Annotated in this window: 20 protein-coding genes; 13 read left to right on the forward strand and 7 right to left on the reverse strand. The window is 44.5% G+C overall.

The genetic code is table 11. The features are described from left to right. Positions 1-83: 83 nt before the first annotated feature. From F0228_RS12115 to F0228_RS12135, 5 genes are all read right to left on the reverse strand, one after another. Positions 84-896: a crotonase/enoyl-CoA hydratase family protein gene (locus F0228_RS12115; RefSeq protein ID WP_171762272.1), complete on the reverse strand. Its 813-nt coding sequence runs from the start codon at positions 894-896 to the stop codon at positions 84-86. Between the two features lie 225 nt (positions 897-1121). Next, positions 1122-3116, reverse strand: a complete 1995-nt coding sequence (fhuB, locus tag F0228_RS12120; protein ID WP_171730766.1) for a Fe(3+)-hydroxamate ABC transporter permease FhuB — start codon at positions 3114-3116, stop codon at positions 1122-1124. Continuing rightward, positions 3116-4024, reverse strand: a complete 909-nt coding sequence (locus F0228_RS12125) for an iron-siderophore ABC transporter substrate-binding protein (RefSeq protein WP_253820298.1) — start codon at positions 4022-4024, stop codon at positions 3116-3118. The genes fhuB and F0228_RS12125 overlap by 1 nt, the downstream gene beginning before the upstream one ends. A 131-nt stretch (positions 4025-4155) precedes the next feature. Then, a complete protein-coding gene (locus F0228_RS12130; RefSeq protein WP_171730768.1) occupies positions 4156-6279 on the reverse strand; it encodes a TonB-dependent siderophore receptor in 2124 nt (707 codons plus the stop codon). A gap of 207 nt (positions 6280-6486) precedes the next feature. Further along, a complete protein-coding gene (locus F0228_RS12135) occupies positions 6487-7395 on the reverse strand; it encodes an AraC family transcriptional regulator (RefSeq protein ID WP_171730769.1) in 909 nt (302 codons plus the stop codon). Between the two features lie 219 nt (positions 7396-7614). Here F0228_RS12135 and F0228_RS12140 point away from each other — a divergent pair, with 219 nt between their 5' ends. Both F0228_RS12140 and F0228_RS12145 read left to right on the forward strand, forming a co-directional pair. Continuing rightward, complete coding sequence (locus F0228_RS12140; RefSeq protein ID WP_171730770.1) at positions 7615-8373, forward strand: siderophore ferric iron reductase; 759 nt, start codon at positions 7615-7617, stop codon at positions 8371-8373. 97 nt (positions 8374-8470) lie between these two features. Then, positions 8471-9256 carry an ABC transporter ATP-binding protein gene (locus tag F0228_RS12145; protein ID WP_171730771.1) on the forward strand — a complete coding sequence of 262 codons (786 nt, stop codon included), beginning with the start codon at positions 8471-8473 and terminating at the stop codon, positions 9254-9256. Positions 9257-9358: 102 nt separating this feature from the next. Here F0228_RS12145 and F0228_RS12150 read toward each other — a convergent pair whose 3' ends face one another. Beyond that, on the reverse strand, positions 9359-10552 hold the full coding sequence (locus F0228_RS12150) for a multidrug effflux MFS transporter (protein WP_171730772.1): 1194 nt from the start codon (positions 10550-10552) through the stop codon (positions 9359-9361). A gap of 267 nt (positions 10553-10819) precedes the next feature. On the opposite strand from F0228_RS12150, the gene F0228_RS12155 reads away from it, so the two are divergent. From F0228_RS12155 to F0228_RS12175, 5 genes are all read left to right on the forward strand, one after another. After that, positions 10820-11911, forward strand: a complete 1092-nt coding sequence (locus F0228_RS12155; RefSeq protein WP_171730773.1) for a PQQ-dependent sugar dehydrogenase — start codon at positions 10820-10822, stop codon at positions 11909-11911. 445 nt (positions 11912-12356) lie between these two features. After that, positions 12357-12566, forward strand: coding sequence for a cold-shock protein (locus F0228_RS12160; protein ID WP_004737278.1), 210 nt, complete (start codon positions 12357-12359; stop codon positions 12564-12566). A 581-nt stretch (positions 12567-13147) separates the two neighbouring features. Beyond that, positions 13148-13696 (forward strand): hypothetical protein, encoded by a 549-nt coding sequence (locus tag F0228_RS12165; protein ID WP_171762273.1) that lies wholly within the window; start codon positions 13148-13150, stop codon positions 13694-13696. 390 nt (positions 13697-14086) lie between these two features. Next, entirely contained in the window at positions 14087-14626 is a 540-nt protein-coding gene (locus tag F0228_RS12170) for a YaeQ family protein (RefSeq protein ID WP_116871421.1), read from the forward strand. Further along, the gene (locus tag F0228_RS12175) at positions 14619-15218 is read left to right on the forward strand and encodes a hypothetical protein (RefSeq protein WP_171762274.1); all 600 of its coding nucleotides are present in this window, start codon (positions 14619-14621) and stop codon (positions 15216-15218) included. The genes F0228_RS12170 and F0228_RS12175 overlap by 8 nt, the downstream gene beginning before the upstream one ends. 741 nt (positions 15219-15959) lie before the next feature. Here the strand turns inward: F0228_RS12175 and folE are convergent. Continuing rightward, positions 15960-16613 (reverse strand): GTP cyclohydrolase I FolE, encoded by a 654-nt coding sequence (folE, locus tag F0228_RS12180; RefSeq protein WP_004737232.1) that lies wholly within the window; start codon positions 16611-16613, stop codon positions 15960-15962. A gap of 216 nt (positions 16614-16829) precedes the next feature. Here folE and moeA point away from each other — a divergent pair, with 216 nt between their 5' ends. The 6 genes from moeA (at position 16830) to F0228_RS12210 (ending at position 23210) form a co-directional block, all read left to right on the forward strand. Then, the gene (gene moeA, locus F0228_RS12185) at positions 16830-18065 is read left to right on the forward strand and encodes a molybdopterin molybdotransferase MoeA (RefSeq protein WP_171762275.1); all 1236 of its coding nucleotides are present in this window, start codon (positions 16830-16832) and stop codon (positions 18063-18065) included. Between the two features lie 12 nt (positions 18066-18077). Further along, a complete protein-coding gene (gene moeB / locus F0228_RS12190) occupies positions 18078-18827 on the forward strand; it encodes a molybdopterin-synthase adenylyltransferase MoeB (protein ID WP_061032376.1) in 750 nt (249 codons plus the stop codon). Positions 18828-19079: 252 nt separating this feature from the next. Further along, positions 19080-21215: an LruC domain-containing protein gene (locus F0228_RS12195; RefSeq protein WP_171762276.1), complete on the forward strand. Its 2136-nt coding sequence runs from the start codon at positions 19080-19082 to the stop codon at positions 21213-21215. An 11-nt stretch (positions 21216-21226) separates the two neighbouring features. Continuing rightward, complete coding sequence (locus tag F0228_RS12200; protein WP_105058320.1) at positions 21227-21835, forward strand: hypothetical protein; 609 nt, start codon at positions 21227-21229, stop codon at positions 21833-21835. 161 nt (positions 21836-21996) lie between these two features. Continuing rightward, positions 21997-22311: a hypothetical protein gene (locus F0228_RS12205; RefSeq protein WP_171762277.1), complete on the forward strand. Its 315-nt coding sequence runs from the start codon at positions 21997-21999 to the stop codon at positions 22309-22311. 50 nt (positions 22312-22361) lie between these two features. Beyond that, entirely contained in the window at positions 22362-23210 is an 849-nt protein-coding gene (locus F0228_RS12210; protein WP_105058322.1) for a sulfurtransferase, read from the forward strand. The last annotated feature ends 156 nt before the right edge of the window (positions 23211-23366 follow it).

Raw genomic sequence — 23366 nt, forward strand, 5'->3', positions numbered from 1 at the left:
ATTTAGCCTTAGACATTAAATTGCTCTAAGGTTACCGCAAAGCCCCATAAACAAAGGGAATATCGATTATTCCTGTACAAGCGTTATTTGAACTTTCTTGCTAAGTAAGAGCGTGGCTTATCGGGATGAATTTCACGCTGTGCTGCTATCGCTCGGTTCTTACCTAGCCCAACCTTTATCTGATACCAGGTCTCGTAGAATACAGCCATACCCGGGCTTGACCACCAAGTCTTGTTGTAGAGTTTCTTATTAGCAGCGACAACATCTGGTGACCGATTCGCGCACTCAAGTGCCAAGGCATAGGCTTCAGAGTAGGGGTCTTCAGCAATCTTGGTCACCAACCCATATTCTTTCGCGGTTTCACAGTCGATCACTTTGGCCGTCATCGCCATTTCTAGGGTGTGATCTTTACGCATCAGCTCTCTAAAGGCTATGGCGCCTCCCATGTCTGGAATTAGCCCCCACTTTGCTTCCAGTATCGAGAAGTTCGCATCAGGGCTAGCAATTCTAAAGTCACCGCCACTGACCAATTGCAGACCGCCTCCCCAACACCGACCATGAATCGCAAAAATGACAGGGCATGGAATGTCTCGCCAACCCAATGAAAAGCGTTGAGCGGCGTTTGGTAATGTTGGGAGCCATTTAAAAAGAAGCTTCATCGCACCAGATTTACTGGTCAGCAAAGACTTCACATCAAGCCCTGAACAAAAATCAGGTCCCTCGCCCTTCACTATTACAGCTCGAATCTCGGTGTTCTTTTTCAACTTATTGACCATGTTGTTCACGCCTTGGAACATTGCCATATCAATAGCATTCAGCTTATCGGGTCGATTCAACACAACCGTCGCAATTTGGTTTTCATCGATAGAACAAGTAATACGATCGAGGTTTGGCATGGTGGCTACCTTATGAGTGGTCAGACCTTTAGGTTGTACATTTTATTAACATATGCCAAACTTGCACATTAAGAAGCGAGACCTGTGTTGCTTAACTCCTCCCCCCTTTACACAAACGACACAAACAAAAAAGCAGTGATGGATCGCCCCACTCACTGCTTTTTTATTCATAGCTTTGATTGCCAGTAGCTTTAAATACCAGTGGCTTTAGGTCATGGGCAAAAGCTATGTTGTTCGAGATTTCAGTAACAAGAAAATGAAATAACTGCCACCAATAATGGAAACCAACGTCCCTGCCGCAAGTTGCGCTGGGAACACCACCACTTGCCCTAACCAATCAGCAAATAACATCAATGCCGCACCAATCAAAAACGATAAGATGATCTGTTCACGAACCAAGTGAGCACCCACCATCGCCGCAATATGTGGAGCCAGTAGACCAACAAAAGCGACCGGCCCCATGGTGGTTGTGACCATCGAACATAAAATCGCGACAATACACAATAGAGCCACATAGGCGATATTGATGTTCAGCCCTCTTGCACTTGCAAACTGACGACCAGTCGCAATTAATGTCACCCAACGACTCAACAGTAAAGCTACGCCAATACAAACGGTGATCACGATAGCCATTATCATTGCAGCTTCAGGTTCAACACGATACGTAGATCCTGCCAACCAAGCCAATAAGGTGTATTTTCCCTCCCCCACTCGCGTTAAAGAGAATTGCACCAAAGCTTCCAATACCGCGGTCAGAGAAATACCAGTAAGGATCAATATCGAAGGGGCGAACTGATGCTTCTTGCCAAGAAATAGCAATATACAGAGTGCAATCGCGCTGCCTAAGAAAGCAACCCAAGGGCTTAGCGAATGAATCGAGTATCCCATAAACAGGCTACTGAATATCAACGCCAGAACCGCCCCCGCCGACACACCAAGAATGTCTGGGCTCGCGAGGGGGTTGTAGACGAGTCTTTGCAAAATCACACCCGCCACCGCTAAGCCGCCACCAGCGAATATTGCGGTTAATATTCTCGGCCAGCGAATCGACCATTCAAATGCGTCTGGGATAACAAAATAGCCCAAATCAGAAGATGGCTGTAACAGCGTGCTTAACGCCAACAAACCAAAGATCATCGCGCCCAACAAGAAATAAGCCAAATGTGAAATAGACCTCGGCCCTTTAGGCATCGAGAAAAACATTTGATCTTGAGCAGACATTTGCTTGCGAGCAATAATGATCAAAGCTGGAGCACCAACCACCGCGGTTGCCGTTCCTGTTGGAATCATATCCAAAGACCATTGCGCCAAGAAAATCGCCAAGCTGTCGGTCACACAAAGCAACAGTGCACCTAACACGCAGCTTGCGATGAGTTCAGATTTCGCCTTTAAAAAGCCCAAATGTCTCGCGATGTTTGGCGCAATCAATCCAATAAAACTGATCACACCCACCGAGGTAATCGACACGGAAACCAGCCAAACGCCGATTGCCATTAACACAAAGAAGGTCGTGCCAATATCAAGCCCGCGTGCTGCTGCCCCTTCATTGCCAATAGAAAGCAGAGTCAAAACTCTTGGAGCCAACAGGAAAATAGCAAAGATTGGCAGTAACTTAGGCATAAGCCAAAGCACTTGTTCCCAACCGTTCTGTCCGAGATCACCAGCTCCCCATACAAACAGGTTCTGCGCGTACTGGTCGTTAAGCAAAATAATCGCAGTCGCGAATGCGCCCAGCAGTAAGTTAACCGCCATGCCCGCCAAAACAATCGGTAAACCGCTCATGTTTTTGATGCCAACAATCGAAACAATCAGACCCATTGCAAGCAGCGCGCCTATCAGCGCAAACCAAACCGAATATTGAGCAACCAACATCGGCGCGACCACATTCAGAATGACCAGACCAAGCCATGCCCCTGATGATGTACCGAGTGTAAGCGGAGACATCATGCGGTTTTGCGTTAACTGTTGGAACAAACTACCTATGGTGCCGAGTGTTCCACCAACCAGAATCGCCATCACTAAACGAGGTAAGTTGACATAGATTAATGCCATCAACTCGAATGAATCATCAACCATTGAGTTGAATGTAGCGATGTCACTGATCTGTGAGGCTTGTTGAAGCAACTCACCAATAGGGCCAAATTCCGACTGCCCTAACCATAAATGAATAAGGGCGGCGATAAATAACGCCGCTCCCATCATCAAACCACTGGATTTCATTACTGCTCCGCTAGCGTCAACAACGATTGCGCCATAGCTTCTGCGTTATACAAAATAGACATAGCACCGCCGTAGCTCCAACTTGCTGCTACAGGGCTAAATTGACCATCGCGAACAAAGGGCATGCTCTTCCAAACCGGAGAGCGATCTAACTTGTCTTGATATGGGAAAGGTTCAAAGTACAGCGCAATGCCACCCTTAACGTTCTTAAGCTCAGTCATACGCTTTTGACTGATGCCCCACTGACTCACAGGAAGATCCATCGCATTTTCGAAGCCTAGCTGCTCAAGCGCATATTGAGGAATCGAGTTATCACCGTAAATGTAAACCGAATTAGTACTCGCAAACCGGAAAGATGTCACTTTCGGCTTGTCTCCCGGATACGCTTTATCTAGTGCAGCCTTAAGAACATCAAGACGCTCATCCATCGCAGCGAGTTTCTTGTTCGCTTGTTCTTCTTTACCAAGCAATTGGCCTATCTTCTTGAAGTTCTCAATAGCAGCTTCAGCATTACTGTGCTGTTCGCTGTATGTTTGGTAGTAAAGCACGGGGGCGATTTCAGAAAGTCGTTCATGAAGATCTTTCTGGGGTGAAGCGATAAGAATCACATCAGGGTTGAGCTTCTTAAGTGCAGAAAAGTTAGGTTCAGTTCGAGTACCAATATCCGCCACGCCTTCTGGTATCGCAGGTTGCACAACCCAATCGCTATACCCTGCAATATCAGGCGCTGCGACGGGGGTTATACCGAGTTCAATCACTTGTTCAGCAATGTCCCAGTTCAGTGCTGCCACTCTAACGGGTTGCGCTTCAAGGGTTTTAACCCCCTCGCTGTCTTCAACTTGGTAATTAGCCATTGCATTAAACGATAAAGCACTCGCTAACATCGTTAGAACGAGTTTTGTATTCATATTTTTTACTTTAGAAAAATGAGAAGCTATTGATTTTAAGCTCATATATTTGCCTACTTAATCTAAATTCTATATTTCTTCAAACGACAAAAGCAGCCTTGTGAGGCTGCTTTATTAAGACTCTAACTTAGTTAGAACTCGTAGTTCACGCTTAGCTCTACAGACTGCTCAGCACCGAACCAACAGTTCGATTGGTCGTAACACGCGTAATATTCTTCGTTGAAAATATTGTTCACCGCTAGGTTAGCAGTTGCACCAGATAGTGTGTCGCTGGCTGCGCCTAAATCATAACCCACCGACAAATCAACAACCGTGTAAGACGGTACTTTGCCTTGCGTGTTGCTTGCATCCATTTGCATTTCGCCTACGTAACGAGCGCCTGCACTGAATCGAGAACCCGCTAGCATGCCGTTAAATACGTTGTAGTTAGCCCACACATTAGCCGTATGTTCCGGTACATAGATCGGTGTCGTACCCTCTAAACCGTTACTAGAGTCTTCAGTGATTTCCATGTCAACATACGTGTATGCAGCCGCAATATCGAAGCTTTCTGTCGCGAACCAACGTCCTGATAGTTCCGCACCTTGCGATACCACTTCACCCACTTGGATTCTTGGGCCATAAACGTTAGTCGGGTCTGTCATCAACATGTCTTGCTTAACGATATGGAATAAAGAAACCGTTGCTTCTTTCGACATATCGTCAGACAGGTATTTCACACCAATCTCTGCTTGTTGTGCGTTCTCTGGATCAAACTCATTGCCTGATTTATCAACACCCGGAGCTGGTTCAAAGCTCGTCGCATAGCTTGCAAACGGTGCTAAACCATTATCAAACTGGTACAAACCACCTAAACGGTAAGTGAACTGCTTGTGATCAGATTCATGGGCGTAGTAATCACTCTCAGATTTGTAGTGATCAAATCGCGCACCGGCAATCAGTACTAATGCATCCAGACGAACTTGGTCTTGAACGTAGAACCCCAGCTGGCTTGACGTCGTGTCATCTAGATATTCACCCGTCTTAGTCACATCACTGCGGTCTAGTAGATCATTGTTCGGATTCAATGGATCAAAGCTATTAAACCCGCTGCCATTCGCACTGTACGATGAGTAGTTAACATTACCGTCTAGATCTTGGTAATCGATACCAAGCAACAAGTTATGCTCTACTGAGCCAACATCCACAATACCGCTCAATTGGTTATCAATAACAAACCCTTTAAAGCTCTCATCGGTAGAGTACAAGTAACGATCCAGCTGATTAGGTGTGCTTGGGTCGTAACTCACATGATAAGTGTTCTCTTGGTATAAGGAAGCATCGGTATAGCGAGCGTTCTGTAGGAATGTCCAATTGCTATTAAACTCATGGTTGATTTTATAGCCGACCATAAGAACTTCACGCTCAAATTTGCTCCAGTTCTTGTCACCCATAGAAACCGATGGATCGCTTGCTTTCAACACGTCTAGTGGCATTGACGAGTTGATACCCATTGAAGGATCATTTTGGTAGTACAGGTTGAAGTTAATCAACGTACTGTCTGTTGCTTGCCAGTCCACAGAAGGAGCAATTAGGTAACGCTCTTCTTCTGCATTATCAACTTGACTGTCCTGCTTACGAGCAAGTGCGATCAAACGGTAAGAAAAATCGCTATCACCAAACTGACCAGTAGTATCGATCGAAGCTTCTTGTAAATTACGTGAGCCTGTCGCAACGCCAACTTTAGTCGACGGTTCCGTTTGTGGCGCTTTAGCGATCATATTCACCATACCACCCGGTGGCATCGCGCCATAAAGTACAGAAGTAGGCCCTTTGAAGATCTCGACTTGCTGCATTGCAATCGGATCTATCTGTGGTTGTAGGTTCCAACCATTTAAGAATTGAAGCGAAAGACCATCGTAGTAGTTAACGTTATTCGTGCTAAAACCACGAATGGAATAAGAGTCAAACATTGCTACCGAGCTACCACGGTTTTCAGTTACAACACCCGGTGCATAACGAAGGGCTTGATTCAGAGATTGAACACCACGTTGCTCTAACTGTTCTTCACCAATAACGGTAATACCTTGAGGCGTTTCTTCTGGCTCAAGTGCCGACTTAGTCGCGGTATTACGATACGCTTTGCCCATAATTGTGACAGTTTCTACATTCGAATCTGCCGCTGTAACGGTTTCTTCCGCCAACGCTTGCGCTGAAAATGCAGTGAGCAATGCAACTGCAAGTGATGAATACTTAAAACGAGTGTGAGTGGTCATGATTCCCTCGGTACCAATGCTTATTGTAAATAGTAATAAATCTCATTTGCATTGTATGTATCTATAAAAGGGATAATTAACAATTTGGTGCAAGTTCACAAAGAACTTGGCCGATTTATAACGAAAAAAGGTCAATTGATGATTAAAAACACAATTGACCTTATTGAGTAAGAGGCTTTACAAAGAATACGTAAAACACAGATATGACTACGATTTAATAATGGGAACCCAGTATTCCATAACTGCATCTGTGGCATGAGCTTGATAGGCTAATGGGTATACTTCGAGCTCATAACCATCGACACCTCGATAGCCAGAACTCGGTAGCCAGTTAAGTACAAACCAACTCAGAGTGTGTCTAAGGTTCTCAATCGGACCACAGTGTTTGACCACGGCATAGGTTTGCTTTGGAATGGTTAATACGTCTAACTTATCAGAGATAATGCTCGGCAATTGAGGAATTGAAATCTCATCATTAAGCTCTACTCCCGCCCAATAGTGAATATTGGTACCATCAAAGCAAGACTGAGTAAGGTCAATAACACCAATAAACTGAAGTGCGTTATCGTCTGGCTGGCTCACTTCGTCTTCCAAGCGCGACCACAATTGAGGGACTTTCTCTGCAAAATCTTGTGTCAGTGAAAACAAGCCACTTATTTCTGAGGTAATACCTTTAACAAGGAATGACTCTCTCTCATCAATGCGTACCTCAACAAAACTGAGTGGGCCGTTATCAGCAGCGCTTACCGTTTCAGATACTTGTATCGGTTTTCTAAGCCCTGCTCTTTTGCCCGCTTTTCTATACTGACTGGGGCTGGAGCCAAACATCTGCTTAAAAGAACGACTAAAGCTAATTTCTGAATTGAATCCGAGTTCAAGTGCGATATCGATCACTCGCTTTTTGCTGTCCAACAGTTCTTCAGCCGCTTGGCTTAGCTTTAGCTCCCTCACGTAGTTTGCCACGGTCAGTCCCGTTTCAGCTTGAAACACTCTTTGCAGCTGCCAGCGAGACCAACAGCTCTGTTTCGCAATATCTTCTAGCGATAGTGCCGAGCTAAGGTTCGCATGGATATAAGCCAATACGCGGCTGATACGGTCAAATGCAGGAGTGTTCATAGTCACGCTTTTATAATCTCGATAGTGGTAACAATTAAGTCTATACAGGAATACTTTTTAACATTTAAAGTGACTTTTATCACTCAATAATGGCCAAGGCGTATTCAATTTATAAATTTTTCAAGCCAAGAGTTCTCTGAAGAGATGCACCATTTTGTATGGTTATCGTCAATGAGGTTCGCTATGATAACGCAACTGATTATCATTTAATGGTTTAAAATGCTTTCCCAGCTGCACAATATTGCCACTCGTCGCAGAGCCCCCTCCCTGCACCAGAAAATCTTCGCTTACTCAAAACAAATAACGCCTTATCTAAGCGGAAGTTATGGCTCTCTGAGCAGCAAAAGCATCGCAATGACAAACGATAAGAGCCATATCGAGATCAAACGTGTTTACGATGGATTAGCGGAAGATCACACAGAAGCAGGCAAAGCTTATTGGTTAACCCGAACTTGGGATCTAGTCTGCTGGCAACCCATCTATGTGACCTTCATTTCTATCTACGGCCTTCACTCGCTGCCTGATATTAAGAATATCGGTCAGTTTAGGTACAAAGAGTTCGTCGCAGGATACCGATTCTTTAATGGTGATCATCAACACGGCTCACCTGAGGAATTGATACCTAAAGCGGGCGAAGCCATACTTGCACTTACTGAGTTTTATCGCAGCCAAATAAGTGAATGGACACGCATCCGCCCTGGCTTTACTAACCATTTGTTGGCGGATCTACTGTTAGGCAGTCTGATCAAATTACAGCAACATGAGCCCAGCCTGACCAACGAATACATCACTACACAAGCTAAGCTTTGGTTAGAAGCATGCCAATTACCTGAGAGTCACTTAGACAGCCTAGAGGTCGATTCCGATTCTGGAATGCTTAAACTGATTAGAGTCAGCTGCTGCCTAGTCTACAAATGCGACTCCGGTAAATATTGTGACGATTGTCCTAGACACCCAAACAACAAGAAAACCGTTTAATTTCACCATCTATTTTTAAAGACCAGTAAAGCTGCTTTTAGAGACTAATAAGGCTGCTATTATTGAGCAGCTTTATTGGTCTAGAGACAGGACTTACATGTTTCAGCTTTCAAACATCAAAATCGTTCGTGATGATCGAACCATTCTCTCAATTGACGAGCTTTCCATCCCGACCAATGAGCTTACGGTAGTTCTTGGTCACAATGGCTCTGGTAAATCGACATTGGTTAACTTGCTTTCAGGACAGATGTCACCAGACTACGGCACTGTTGAATTAAACAACGCATCTCTTTCTTCATTAAAAAGCAAAGACTTAGCAAAGAGGATTGCGTATTTGCCGCAAAAGCTCCCAGCTTCTGCAGGCTTAACAGTGGAAGAACTGGTTCGTTTAGGGCGATTCCCTTGGCGAGGCGCGTTAGGTCGTTGGAACTCTGAAGACAAATCCATCATCCAACAAGCGATGGAGAGAACAGGCGTTGCTCAGTTTTCACAGGCGTTAGCGGACGATTTATCCGGCGGTGAACGCCAACGTGCATGGGTTTCTATGTTGCTTGCTCAACAATCACCGGTATTGATCCTCGATGAGCCAACATCAGCACTGGATGTTCATCACCAATTCCAACTGATGGGTTTACTGTCTGAGCTGAACAAAAAGGAAGACGTTGGTGTTATCGTGATTCTTCACGACTTGAACCTTGCACTGCGCTACGCAACACACATCGTTGCTCTGAAGAAAGGTCAGATTGCCTTTGAAGGCAGCGCCGATAAGTTACTTGATGAACAAGCACTGTCTGCACTGTATGAGTCCCCGATCAGACTGATCGACCACCCGGTTCCAGCCAAAACAGCCGCAAGCGAGAAAGTCGCCGTGGTCTGCGAATAGCCAATATTCTGGCAATTTAAACCAAAACGCTGAACATTAAAAAGGCCATTGAAATTCATCACTTCAATGGCCTTTTTAATTTGAGTTCGCTAGCTAATTTGACTAGCTAAGCTGTGCGTCTCTGGCTTCTTGGCTACTAAAACCTCGAAGGATATTAAACAACGTAATCACAGTGAATAACGCAATGACCAGTGATAAATGCCATGCCTCTCCTAGGCCAAGCTTAACCAGCCCCATACTGACAATCGAAGACACAACCATTTGACCACCGCCCGACATCGCAGCCGCCGCGCCTGCATTCTTCTTGTAAGGCAGCATCACCAAAGCTTGAGCACAAGGCAGCGCAATACCATTACCGAGTATCATTAAAAACTGACCAATCATTAGATATAAAGGCTCAAGTGGGCAAAAGAAAAGCCACAACGCAGCTGAGATGTGTAGCACAGGCGTGCATAACAGTGTTTTCTTATTGCCTAATATTGGGCGGATACGGTTACACAAGCTGGTACCACCTAGCATACCCAATGCAGGTATCACCGCCCACATCGCGTACTCGTCAGACGTCATGCCGATCTGGTTCTGCATGATAAACGGCATCACCGACACAGTGGTGATCATCAAACTAAAATTAAGCCAGCCAATGCTTGCAAAGCTCATAAAGTAGCGAGAAGTGAGTAGCTCTTTGTATTGCAACGCCATTTTCTTCGGTGAGGGAATCGCTGAGAACTGAGTGACGGTTTCTTTGAATTTGAACGCCAATACCCCCCAAGCCAATGAGACATACCCAAGTAACGAGATGAATACCATACTCCAGCCAAAGTGGAAGTTGATAAACCCACCGATAACAGGCGCAATCAGGGGAGTAATAGACGCTACCATGGCGATATAAGACATCGCCAATGGTAAGTCAGATCCGCTGAATCTATCTCTTGTGGAAGCGCGAGCAAGCACCGCACAACAACCTGTTCCTAAACCTTGCAGGAATCGACCCAGTACCATACTGGTAAATGAATGGCTGAAGAAGATGATCATCAACAGGCCAAGCATGGCGAGCAACAAACCACTCAGCAGCACTTTTTTACGCCCTAGAGCGTCTGAAATAGGTCCATAAATAAACTGAGATGGACCAAACCCCAACAAATACACACTCACCAGAAGCTGAGCTTGCTCTAGCGAGACATCAAAATCCTTCGCGATCCAAGGTAAAGACGGAAACACCAAACCCATACTGAGTTGGCCGATACTGATGACCAAACACGCCAGTAAGATCGACTTAAAATCAAATCGACGGCTCATGATGTGGTACACGTAGTTAAAAGGCTTGGAATATCAACCAAACAACATTGAGGTGTAAAAAATAGAGAGAATGTTGCAGGTGTGGTATTCATGGTGCTCCGAAAGGATCAATTAGAGTATGGCAGGGTAAACATACGTGAGCTTGTATAATCATACAATACTGACTGAACTAAATATGTGAATAGTCACTTTTCACACTCCTTAACTTTCCGCCTGTCGCTGACACACGCTAGACTAACACTAGATCGTAATACTGAAGGGACTTCAATGAACACTTATCACCGCATTCTCTCCTCTGCTTTGGCACTTATTGTGTCTGGTCCCCTTGCCTCAACAACGGCTTTTGCTTGGCAAGCTGAGAAGATCACAGACGGTCTCGTAATCCCATGGGGTCTAGCTTATGTCAATGACGATTCTATGCTTCTCACAGAAAAAGCAGGCGTTATTAAACACATTGATTTAAAAACGGGTGACCAGAGCACGCTGTTCAGGCTCCCTAATATATGGGCAAAAGGACAAGGTGGTCTGTTGGATATCACGCTATCACCTTTCGAAGAAGATAAGTTCTATGTTACCTACAGTAAAGACGTCGATGGCGAAGGCGTAACGACACTCGCTTCTGCTACATACACAGGCAATGAAGTGTCCAATTGGCAAGATGTGTTTGTTTCCAAGTCGAGAACTGACACAGGTCGTCACTTTGGGAGCCGCATTACCTTTGACGATAGTCACCTGTACTTTTCCATTGGCGACCGTGGTGACCGAGACAACGGTCAAAACACCCTAACTCATGCTGGTTCGATATTGCGCCTGAATGCTGACGGGAGCACACCAAGCGATAACCCATTTGTAAATAACGACAAGGTTCTCGACGAGATTTGGAGTTTCGGTCACCGCAACCCACAAGGACTTTTCTATGATTTCCCAAGTCAAAAGCTTTGGTCTATTGAGCACGGCCCTCGTGGCGGTGATGAAATTAACCTAATAAAAGCAGGAGCCAACTACGGGTGGCCTGTCACATCACATGGTAAAGAGTATTGGGGCCCTATCAGCGTTGGTGATTCGGAAACCAAAGAAGGCATCGAAGCGCCTAAAAAGGTCTACATCCCCTCAATTGCACCTGGCAGCTTAGTGGTTTATCAAGGGAATAAGTTTCCTGAACTCAAAGGGAAACTGTTAGCGGGGGCACTTAAGCTTACTCATATCAATGTGGTGACGGTCAATGAACAAGGTGAGGCAATAAAAGAAGAGCGCCTACTAGAAGAGTTAGGTGAACGAATAAGAGACATAGAAACTTCACCAAACGGGGACATTTATTTTAGCACTGACAACGGCAACCTTTATCGACTGAAAAAGTAAGAATAGCTCCTATACGAGAAGACAATATTCGACAATGATTTTATAAATGAAGCCGTTAAATACTGGGGTTCAAAGCAGTTTAACGGCTTTCTTGTCTCAAAGCAGAACGTACCAAAACCGTGCAACGACTCTAATTTTGTCATCAAACATACCTATGTTTTTCACAAAAACGACAAGAAATCACCATACAACTGTAACTACATGATATTTAAGGAATGCAAAGTTTGACTACCTCCAAGTTTCTGCAACCTTTCCCTATGTATTCGATTGACTATCCCCTGATTTGATTTAGACTCGATTCCGGCTAGAAAGAAAGTTCTTTGTATATAAACATTTCGTTGGATTACTAGTAACCCCGTTGTGTTGTACGCAATAGCAATAAACTTTTCCACGCTATCAGTGCCACAATTGGCTCACTATAAAAATTAATTTTAGGGATAACATCATGTCTAACACAGTTACTGGTACAGTAAAATGGTTCAACGAAACTAAAGGCTTCGGTTTCATTCAACAAGAAAACGGTCCAGACGTATTCGCACACTTCTCTGCAATCACTGGCGAAGGTTTCAAAACTCTTGCTGAAGGCCAAAAAGTTGAGTTCGTAGTATCTCAAGGTCAAAAAGGCCCACAAGCTGACAGCATCAAAGTACTTTAATTTAGTATTTTAAAGCTTTCTAAAGATAGCCAGCCTCTGCTGGCTATTTTTTTACCCGGCCAATCGTTTGAGTGACAATTAAGACAAGGCATTATGCGCTGAGACCAAACCATAGCCCGGAGAACAAAAAACCAAACGAAAACCTCTGGTCAAAGCCGTCTATCAACCATATCAATCGCAGTCAAAGCCGCTACTAGGTCGAAGCTCCTTTATCTAACATCTAAAGTTCACCTCAATATTCATCACTTAACCACCACGTAAAACTAAGCCTAGTTCATTACATTTGGTCGCCAGCACAGTAAAAATATTCGACCACCCTCACAACTCACTCAAAGGTAGGAAATCAGCATATGGGCGGCTGTTTGTTTGTACTTGCGCTCACTTTAATCCCTGCCTGTTATTCCTAGAAAACCTAGAAAATTGTACTGAGGATACGAATATACAACGAACGTTATACATGTATGTTAAAAATTAAGCATTAAGCATTCATTTTATAAATTCATCTTCAATCAACACATTAATCTTGATATGCTACCAGGAGAATATCTGAATAAAAACATCAATAAAATGAGTGCATTAGTATGAAAAAAACAATATTTACCCTTTCTATTACCGCTTTATTTTCAGTCGCCTCTGTTGCTGCAGACTCTATGTTAGGTGAACCTAGAGAACTTTTGCCAAATGAAGATATCAAGAGTTTTTCAATGGTAGATCTTAACGGTGACAACATTGAGGAACTGGTTTTCGTTACTGAAAGTGGTCAACTAAAATATTCGCCGCTGACTGGCCTTGGACAGGGTTTGGTTGATTCTAGTGCTTATCAGCGCTTTAGAGACCGCCGTGGGTCGTATACCATGAATATCTCGCTGAAAGGAGGTAGAAGCTCAAATCCGAAGCTCGGCGTATTAAGAAATAGTATACTGGGCATATCTTTCAATTCAGGCTACATGTGCGAGGCTAGAATGTCTTTAAAAAATAATAAAATCGTCGCTAAAGACAGTTCATTCTATGATGCAGCCTATGAAATAACATATATTTCTGATGATTACATAGCAGGAAAAGTGAGATGCTCAGGTCCCAATGGTTTAGAGCAAAATGAATTCGTACCATTTACAGCGACACGTAATTAATATTAGTTAACAATAATTTAGACGAAATATGAGTCTATAAACACTGACATATAGTGTTTATAGACTGACCAAGAAGTGTCAATACCTTAAATGTTGACACTTCGTGTTTACTTATACTTCAGCAATTCTTTTGTATGACTCAGGGGCGAACACTTCTCAGCCACATAATCGTTAAACGCTCACGTCATAACCACCTAAGTTGACCCCGTGTTCTTCATTGTTAGTTCACCACAAGTGCTTAAAATAATTATGGTGTAACGAAAGCCTCATCTTGCTAGCCAACTGCTCTACTTCGTTTATACTAGGCGCAACTTACCTATAGGCTGTGATTTCAAAAAACGCATTGGTACAGCTATAGTACACCTAATCCGATTGGAACCCTTACATCATATGGCCCTCAAACCGACAATCTACAAGTTTCGTATCTCTTTAACTGATATGAACCGCGACTATTACGACTCTTTTAATCTAACGATTGCACAGCATCCTTCTGAAACAGAACAGCGTATGATGGCTCGCATCATGGCTTTTTGTATCAATGCTTCACCGGAGCTTCAATTTACTAAAGGGTTGTCGACTATCGAAGAACCTGATTTGTGGCAGAAGTCTTTAGATGACCAGATCCTAGAATGGATCGATGTGGGCGAACCTGACGCAGAACGTGTAAAGAAAGCCACTCGCCTGTCAAAATCTGTTCGTGTGTTCAGCTTCAACACTAAATCAAACGTATGGTGGGAGCAGAACAAAGGTAAATTCGGTTACCTAAAAGCTCAAATCGTTCGCCTAGATAATGATGGCATCGAGCAGTTGGCCGCAATGACACAACGTACGATGGATCTTTCAGTTATGCTGACAGGTAACTCTGCATTCGTGAATAGCGACACACAATCAGCAGAAGTTACGTGGGAAGAGCTACAGAGTAATGACTGAGCTTCCAACCATTAATCAGCAAAAGCTTGAAGCCAACCAACAAGCTAAAACCAGACTTCACGTTTGTTTGAAGGAGTCTGGCTTAGATTCGGTAACGGCGATTGCGACAGGTTTCCAGAAAGAGCTCTCGTCTTTTATTGACGAAAACCACGCTCTGTTTAAACACGCTTGTGAGAATAAGCCTGATAATTCAGCCCGTCAGACACTGCTTGGCCTACTGACCAAAGAACATATCGATGCCAGCTATCGTTTTGAGAGCAATAAAGACGCTAGCGAAGCGATGCAAAATGTCTTCGACAATACGGTAGGCAGTGAACATGGCGAAAAGTTTCAAAACTCTAGCTCTCAGCAGTTAAAGCTAGTGACACATTTATGGTTGTTTATTCAAGGTCGACTAGGTATGGATTACAGCCTAGCCAATGATCACGCGGCAGCGACCGCCAAACTGCTGTCTCGCTTATCAAGAAGCACAGATGATGAAATCCGTGTTGACTTCATGGCAAGTTTTTACGATGGCTTGAACATCTACCAAGCAGAGAATAAGCCGTCTGGTTTCATTCATAGTTTAAAGCGTTTGTTTAACCTGTCATAAGCACTCCACCAGCTAAAATCAAATTTGCGCTTTGCACTGTGTAGAGCGCATCTCTTTCCAACCATTTTTCCCACTATGACCTCTGAGCATGAGATTCCCTACTACGCTCGTTCCTCGTTATAGGGAATGACGGGGTTATGTGCTCAAACGTATTGAGTGCGTTTCACACAGACACTTTCACCACTGTTCTCAAGATTTATCTGAATAAACTCGCCGAAATTCTCCGTCACCCTCAACATACTCTTGAGTCAAATCCCTTAATATCCTCTGTCATCCCCGAGAAGGAGGGACGACTGAGTCGGGGATCTCATACCGAACCATAGATACAAAAATAGATTCCCTACTACGCTCGTTTCTCGCTTTAGGGAATGACGGAGGTGCGTGCCAAAACTTATTGAGTGCGTTTCACACAGACACTTTCACCACTGTTCTCAAGATTTATCTGAATAAACTCGTCGAAATTCGACGTCACTCTCAACATACACTTGAGTCAAATCCCTTAATATTCTCCGTCATCCCCGAGAAGGAGGAACGACTGAGTCGGGGATCTCATACAAAGTAGAAAACTACGCAGACAAACATATTCCCTACTCACTCATTCTGCACTCTCGATAATGACCACATTCGTAGTCATTGCCATTAACTTTTCTACAAGCACAAAAAAGCCCCGCTGATTGCGAGGCTTAGAATCTTGTTTGCCGACTTACAGAGGCTAAATCGTGTTTATCACATCACCAGAGATTAACGTAGACCGTGCAAGAACTCGTGACGTGTCGCTGGGTTAGATTTGAAGATACCGCCCAGTGCTGTAGTGGTGGTTTCACTGGTTGCGTCCATTACACCGCGTGATTTCACACAGTAGTGAACCGCATCCATGGTTACAGCAACATCTTCTGTTTCAAGCAAGGTTTGCAAAGCGACAAGGATCTGCTGAGTCATACGTTCTTGAACTTGTGGACGCTGTGCAAAGAAGCGCACGATACGGTTGATCTTAGACAGACCAATGATTTTACCACGAGGGATGTAAGCGACAGCTGTCTTACCATCAATCGTCACCAAGTGGTGCTCACAAGTACTGGTCACGGTAATGTCTTTTACACGTACCATCTCACGAACGCCCATCTTATTTTCAATTACGGTAATTTTAGGGAAATTTGCGTAATCTAAACCAGAGAAAATCTCATCCACATACATTTTAGCAATGCGGTGTGGCGTTTCTTCCAGACTATCATCCGTAAGATCAAGTTCGAGTAGAGTGAGAATCTCACGCATATGGTGCTCGATTCGTTCCTTTTTCTCTTCTCGGCTAACCTGGTTAGGACTCATTGGCGTCTCTAAACCGCGGCTTGCTAGCGCATCTTTAACCAACTTCGCTGATTCGCTAAGACCTGACATTGAACTTCCTCTTTTGTTACCCCTTCTGGATGGCAAACAAGGATACTCGGAATTTTGAATAAATACACCCATATTTTAAGGGAGGTCATTATTTACGGGGGCTAAACTGTGCTAAAGTGGCTTCAATTTCGTTGACGAAAAGCGTGTTTTAATCATTATTGAACCACCATTGCCAACCACAAAAATCAAAACAATAACGATCAAAGGATTTCAATTATGGGCTGTTGCGACGCTCCGGGCTTAATGCCAATTGAAGAAGCACTAGATAAGCTGCTGTCACCAATCAAACCTATTCAAACGACTCTAACTCTGCCATTGGCAGATGCTTTGGGCTACGTTCTTGCTGAAGACATACTCTCCCCTATTTTTGTACCTCCTTTTGATAACTCAGCAATGGATGGTTACGCACTGCGTTTAGCAGACCTAGAGAATGGTAAAGTACTGCCATTGGCGGGTAAGTCTTTTGCGGGTCAGCCGTTTGAAGGCGAATGGCCAGCAAACACCTGCGTGCGCATTATGACTGGCGCTAAAATCCCGGAAGGTTGTGATGCAGTCATCATGCAAGAAAATACTCGTGAAACCGATGCAGGTATTGAAATTCAGCAAGACGACATCAAACTGAATAATAACATTCGCCCTACGGGTGACGACATCAAGCAAGGTGACATCGTTCTTAGCCGCGGTGAACGTTTAACGCCTCGTGACATTCCAATGATCGCTTCACTTGGTGTGAGCCATGTGATTGTTGCACACAAACCGAAAGTCGCTTTCTTCTCTACTGGCGATGAGCTAAAACCGCTAGGTCAGCCTCTTGAAAATGGTCAGATCTACGACAGCAACCGCTACGGTATCAAACCACTGATTGAAGCGTTTGGTTGCGAAGCCATTGACCTAGGTATTATCCCTGATTGCCCTGCAACACTTAAAGAAACCTTTGTAAAAGCGCAAGAATTGGCAGACGTAGTTGTCACTTCTGGTGGCGTAAGTGTCGGCGAAGCGGATTACACCAAAGACATTCTCGAAGAGCTTGGCGAAATCGGCTTTTGGAAATTAGCAATCAAACCAGGTAAACCATTCGCATTTGGTGAGCTAGACAACGCTTGGTTCTGTGGCCTACCGGGTAACCCAGTGTCTGCAATGATGACGATGTACGTGTTAGTTCAACCTCTGCTGGCTAAACTTGCCGGTCATACTGCGTGGACAGCGCCAGAATCTATTCCTGCAACGACTAAGTCTGCATTCAAAAAAGGCCCTGGCCGTACTGATTACCAACGTGGTATCTACTCGATTGAAAACGGTCAATTTGTCGTAGAAACAACAGGTAACCAAAGCTCTGGCGCTTTCCGCTCAATGAGCTTAGCAAACTGCTTTGTGGTACTAGAGCGCGAACGTGGTCGTGTTGAAGTTGGTGAAACGGTTCAGATTCAACTGTTTAACTCGACGCTTTACTAACGAGGCTTGCTCATGGAAATTTTGTCTGATGCGGAAATGCTTCGCTATAACCGCCAGATCATTCTCAAGCAGTTTGATTTTGAGGGTCAAGAAGCGCTGAAACAGAGCTCGATTTTGGTGTTAGGTGCAGGTGGCTTAGGCTGCGCCTCTGCTCAATACCTTGCGACTGCAGGCATTGGTAAGCTGACATTGATCGACGATGATATTGTTGAGCTTTCAAACTTGCAACGACAAGTGCTTCACACCGATGCTGATATTGGTAAGAAGAAAGTCGTTTCAGCCGCTGAATCATTACAGGTGTTAAACCCACACCTTAGAGTTGAAACGGTCGACCACAGACTTGATGACGAGGCACTAGCAAAGCTCATTGAAGCGCATTCGTTAGTACTTGATGCCAGCGACAACGTTGAAACGCGCAATCAATTGAACCGCTTATGTTACGCATCTAAAACGCCTTTAGTTTCTGGTGCTGCGATTCGCATGGAAGGTCAGATTAGCGTATTCACTTATCAAGATGACAATGCACCTTGTTACCAGTGTTTGAGCGCTCTGTTCGGCAACGCAGCACTAAGCTGTGTTGAAGCTGGTGTGATGGCGCCTGTTGTTGGCATGGTGGGCGCGGCTCAGGCTTTGGAAGCGATCAAAGTTATCGCTAAATTTGGACAACCAAAACAAGGCAAACTTTTGATTCTCGATGCCATGTCTCACAGCTGGCGTGAGATGAACTTAATGAAGATGCCTAACTGTTCGGTGTGTGGATAGACTAAACCATATCCCCCTATCGAGAACCTAAGCCTTGACGATAAGTCAGGGCTTTTTTATGTCTGAAGTTTAGCTTCTACTCAAGGTTATCAAATTGAAATAGTTATTAAGAGATTAGTTTCATTTGAATTCTCATTTTGAGAAAACAACAAAAACTTGAATCATCAAAAATAAAAAGCATTAAAATCAACAGCTTAAAAATGGCACATTACTTGATTAAGTATCTAGACCTTCCATCACAAGGATGTAGATATGAGAATTACAACGTTAAGTTTGCTATTAAGCGCGCCACTGGTCGCCAACGCAGCGCCATTCGATACTTGCCCGAGTAAGGCATACCTCTTTCAATCCACCCCCGTTGAAGTTTGGGGCGTTAACCTAGTGACTGGTTCAACGACCCTTCTCGAAGACGACACGGGGATGAACGCTAACATTAACGGTGTCGGTTTTGATTTCGAAGACAGATACATATACGGTTATGACACCACCAACAAACGTTTGGTGCGCCTAGGCAAGGATTTCCAAGCAGAAGTCATCAACACCAGTGGACTGCCAACCGACCATACCTTCTATGTAGGTGATGTCTACGACCACGTTTACTACCTCTACCGCACAGGTAAGGGGTTGTTCACTGTTGATCTATCCCCTCTCGATTCCGATCCTAATGCAACCGTTACGGTCAACAAAATCGCAGGCAGCCCTGCAACTGTAAAACTGACTGATTTTGCTTTCCATCCAAGTGATGGCTCTTTATATGGTATCGACAATAACTCGGGTGGCTTGTACAGCTTCAACCCAACTACAGGTGCAGAAACCTATATTGGTGATACCGGAGAAACAGGGACGTTTGGCGCAGGTTATTTTGATGTAAACGGCTACTATTACGTATCTCGAAATCAAGACGGTAAAATTTACCGAATCAACCTATCTCCCGACAACGCTGCCAATATCGCAGCAGGTATTGTTCCAGCCGATGAATTTGTACCGAATGGCCCAATTTCTGGTCAAAACGATGGTGCTCGTTGTGCTAATGCACCTGTTGTTGATGAAGACTCAAACATCGACTTCGGTGACGCGCCAGACAGCTACCTAACTCTTCTCGCTAGCAACGGTCCTCGACATGAGCTTGATGGCATCACATGGTTAGGTACAACGCCTCCAGATGCGGATTTGGATGGTTATGTCACACCTCAATCAGATGAAACCGTTGGAGTGGATGATGAGTGGGCGAACGGTGGTATCGGTTTTGTAACCGCACTTGAAGCTGGCCTCGATTCGAAGGTAATTATTGAAGCTTCAACAACGGGCTATCTTTCAGCTTGGATAGATTGGAACCAAGACGGTAGTTTCGACGGCGCCAACGAACAAGTCTTTACCGACTACTTATTGGCGGCCGGTGAGAACGACTTATTCTTAAATGTCGATATTAATGCCTTAACAGGTACCACTTGGGCTCGATTCAGATTCAGCCAACAAACTAACCTGAGCTACTTTGGCGGTTCTACCTCTGGTGAGGTGGTCGATATTCAAGTCGATGTTCTTAATGATGGTGCAACGGCTCGTTACTTCCCAAGTGCTTCTGGCTACGCCACCCTAGCATATGAAGACAATTGGCCTTATAAAGCCGACTATGACATGAATGATGCCGTTATCATGTATCGCATCACTGAGATCTTAAAAGACGGTAAGGTTGTTAAGTCTACCATCGATGGTCGCCTAGCGGCTGTAGGGGCAACCTACAAAAATGGCTTTGCGATTCGCCTACCAAACCTTGCACCAAGCTCGGTAGATACCGTTAACTCATACATGAAACACAATGGCGTATTCACCGATTTAGGTATGGAAGACGGTCGTAGTGAAGCTATCTTTATCGCCGCTGAAGACTTGTCTGAAAAAGCGAATACTTCATGCGCCTTCTACCGTACAAGCAACGCTTGTAAAGAAGATGAACAGTTCGCATTCCAAATCGGTATCAACTTATCAGGCGACGGTGTGAGTACTGCGTCGTGGACAGACATGCCTTACGACCCCTTCATTTTTGCAACACCGGGCTACTATCACGGCGACAACCTACCGATGCACCCAGGACGTAGTTGGGAAGTTCACTTGCCAGACCAAGCACCAACCGAGGCCTTTGACACAGTGAACCTATTTGATTCTGGAATCGGTGTTGACGATAGCGACCCAGCAACAGGTAAATATTTCAAAACAGCAGAAAACCACCCTTGGGCACTGATTATCACGTCAACAGAAGAGTGGGAATGGCCACAAGAATACGTGGATATCGTAACTGCTTACCCAGAGTTTAAGCAGTGGGCAGAGTCAGGTGGTGACAATAACCAAACTTGGTACACATCACCAGCAGACAACCAATGTTACGAGCCATAAGGAGAGACGTCATGAGTATCAAAGATAAACATAATCGCGAACATCATAACGTTGAGTTGAGAAGCAACCTCTCTAAGGAAAATAATATGTCTGCACAAAGCTCTTGGAACATGAAGAAAACAATGACCGTAGTTTTAGCTACAGCCCCACTCCTACTTGCAGGTTGTGGTGGGGGCGGAGGTGGCGGTGGTGGCAGCACGGCTTCTCCTTCACCATCATCACCGGCGACACCTGCAACGCCAGTAACTGCAACGCCATCACCGTCTCCAGTAGCCAGTGCAGCAGCGGAACCAACTTACACTATGAGTGATTTAGTGGTACCCGATGGTTTTGATTACAGCTCTGTCGAGCAGTTTGATATCGACATCGACATCAGTAGTATTTCAACAGACCGTTCATTTGTTACCGTGTATAGCCGTTTTAGTGCTCGTGACGACTCGACATTGAAACCAGACTACTCAAGCAAAGTGATTGCAGGATCATTAAACAATGGTGTGTTCGCCTCTAACTTCGCGAGCCCAGTCAACCACGATTCACTTCTCGTTGAGATTTGGTTTTACGATGGGCAGCCACCTCTACAAAAAGTAGTATCGAGCAGCAACTCTCAGATCGTGTGGTAATGAAAGTTTAGTTTCGAATATCAGCAACTAAAAGTGAGCAGCAATGCTCACTTTTTTGATCGTTTCAAACCAATAACACTGAAAATTATCTGATAGGCGTTCATTCACTTTATTTCGAATCTAACTTATATTTTCAAGATAACCTTCAAAGACTTACTCTCATGAAACAGTTAAAAATAGGTCTACTTATTTTAATGTGTGGTGTCGGCGTATTAATTGCCCTTACCCATTTCCCGTTAACGTCAAAGACGGGGCAACGTATTGAAGCCAAAGTGATTTCGAATACACTCACTCAGTCATTAGATGGCCACAGGCGCTATCTTACGGTTCAAACTCAAGACAACAGTGTATTTCGCGTATCCATTGCACCGACCACAGACTGCCCTATTGATTCTGTAGTCTCACTTGATACATTAAGTAACCAAATCACCGGACAAAGCAGCTATCAGTTCATCCACTGTAGAGCTGCACCTTAGCCGTCGATATAACAACAGCTATAACTACAACAAGAATGGATACAATAAGAATGAATCAGCCACTCATTTCACCAGAACAACTTCAACAACGTTTGTTAGAGCAAGACAACATCATCCTCCTAGACGCCAGTATCGAATTTCAAATTCCAAGTGAGTCTGAAAAGATCAAAGGGCAAATGATTCCCGGAGCAATTCGTTTCGACTACGACAAAGACTTCAGCAACAAACACACCCTACTTCCTCACATGTTCCCTTCCGAAAAACACTTCAACACTCGTGCACGTGAAATTGGTATCAACCAAGACAGCACCATTGTGGTTTACGATAACTCGGGTACTTTCGCTTCGCCTCGCGCTTGGTGGATGTTTATGGCAATGGGACATCAGGATGTTTACATCTTAGATGGTGGCTTACCTGCATGGATTGAAGCGGGTTACGCAACAGACACATCGTACAGAGCAGAAGTCACGCCAGGTAATTTCGAAGGCAACATTCAAGACAACTACTTCGTGGATGCAAAGCAAGTCCTAAGCTATTCAGAGGAGAAAAGTGCCAATATTCTAGATGCGCGGTCTCAAGCTCGTTTCGATTCAGAAGTTCCTGAGCCAAGAGCAGGATTACGCAGTGGACATATTCCAAACTCAGTTTGTCTACCATTCGCACAAGTGCTGAATAACGGTAAGTTGAAACCTCAGAGCGAGCTTGTGGAGGTCTTTTCTACGTTGGACTTAACACCAACTCAACCGATGTTCTTTAGCTGTGGTTCAGGTGTGACTGCCTGCATCATTTTGTTAGCCGCTAAATTGGCGGGATACTCGGGCGAAATGGGAGTTTACGATGGCTCATGGACAGAATGGGGCGCTAACGAAAACCTGCCTATCGCCGTAACTAACCAGTAATTCAACTTCGCTTACTGCCACTATTAGAATATACTTCGCATGCATAATGAGCTTACTCCAAACATGGGTAAGCTCTTTGTTATTATATCGTAACGGCTCTCGGCTAAACTCCCAGTAATGCACCAACAATAAACTTCGATTAATCAAACACTAACC

Origin of the sequence: Vibrio sp. 99K-1 (assembly GCF_013114585.1) — a bacterium.
GTDB classification, from domain to species: Bacteria; Pseudomonadota; Gammaproteobacteria; order Enterobacterales; family Vibrionaceae; genus Vibrio; species Vibrio chagasii_B.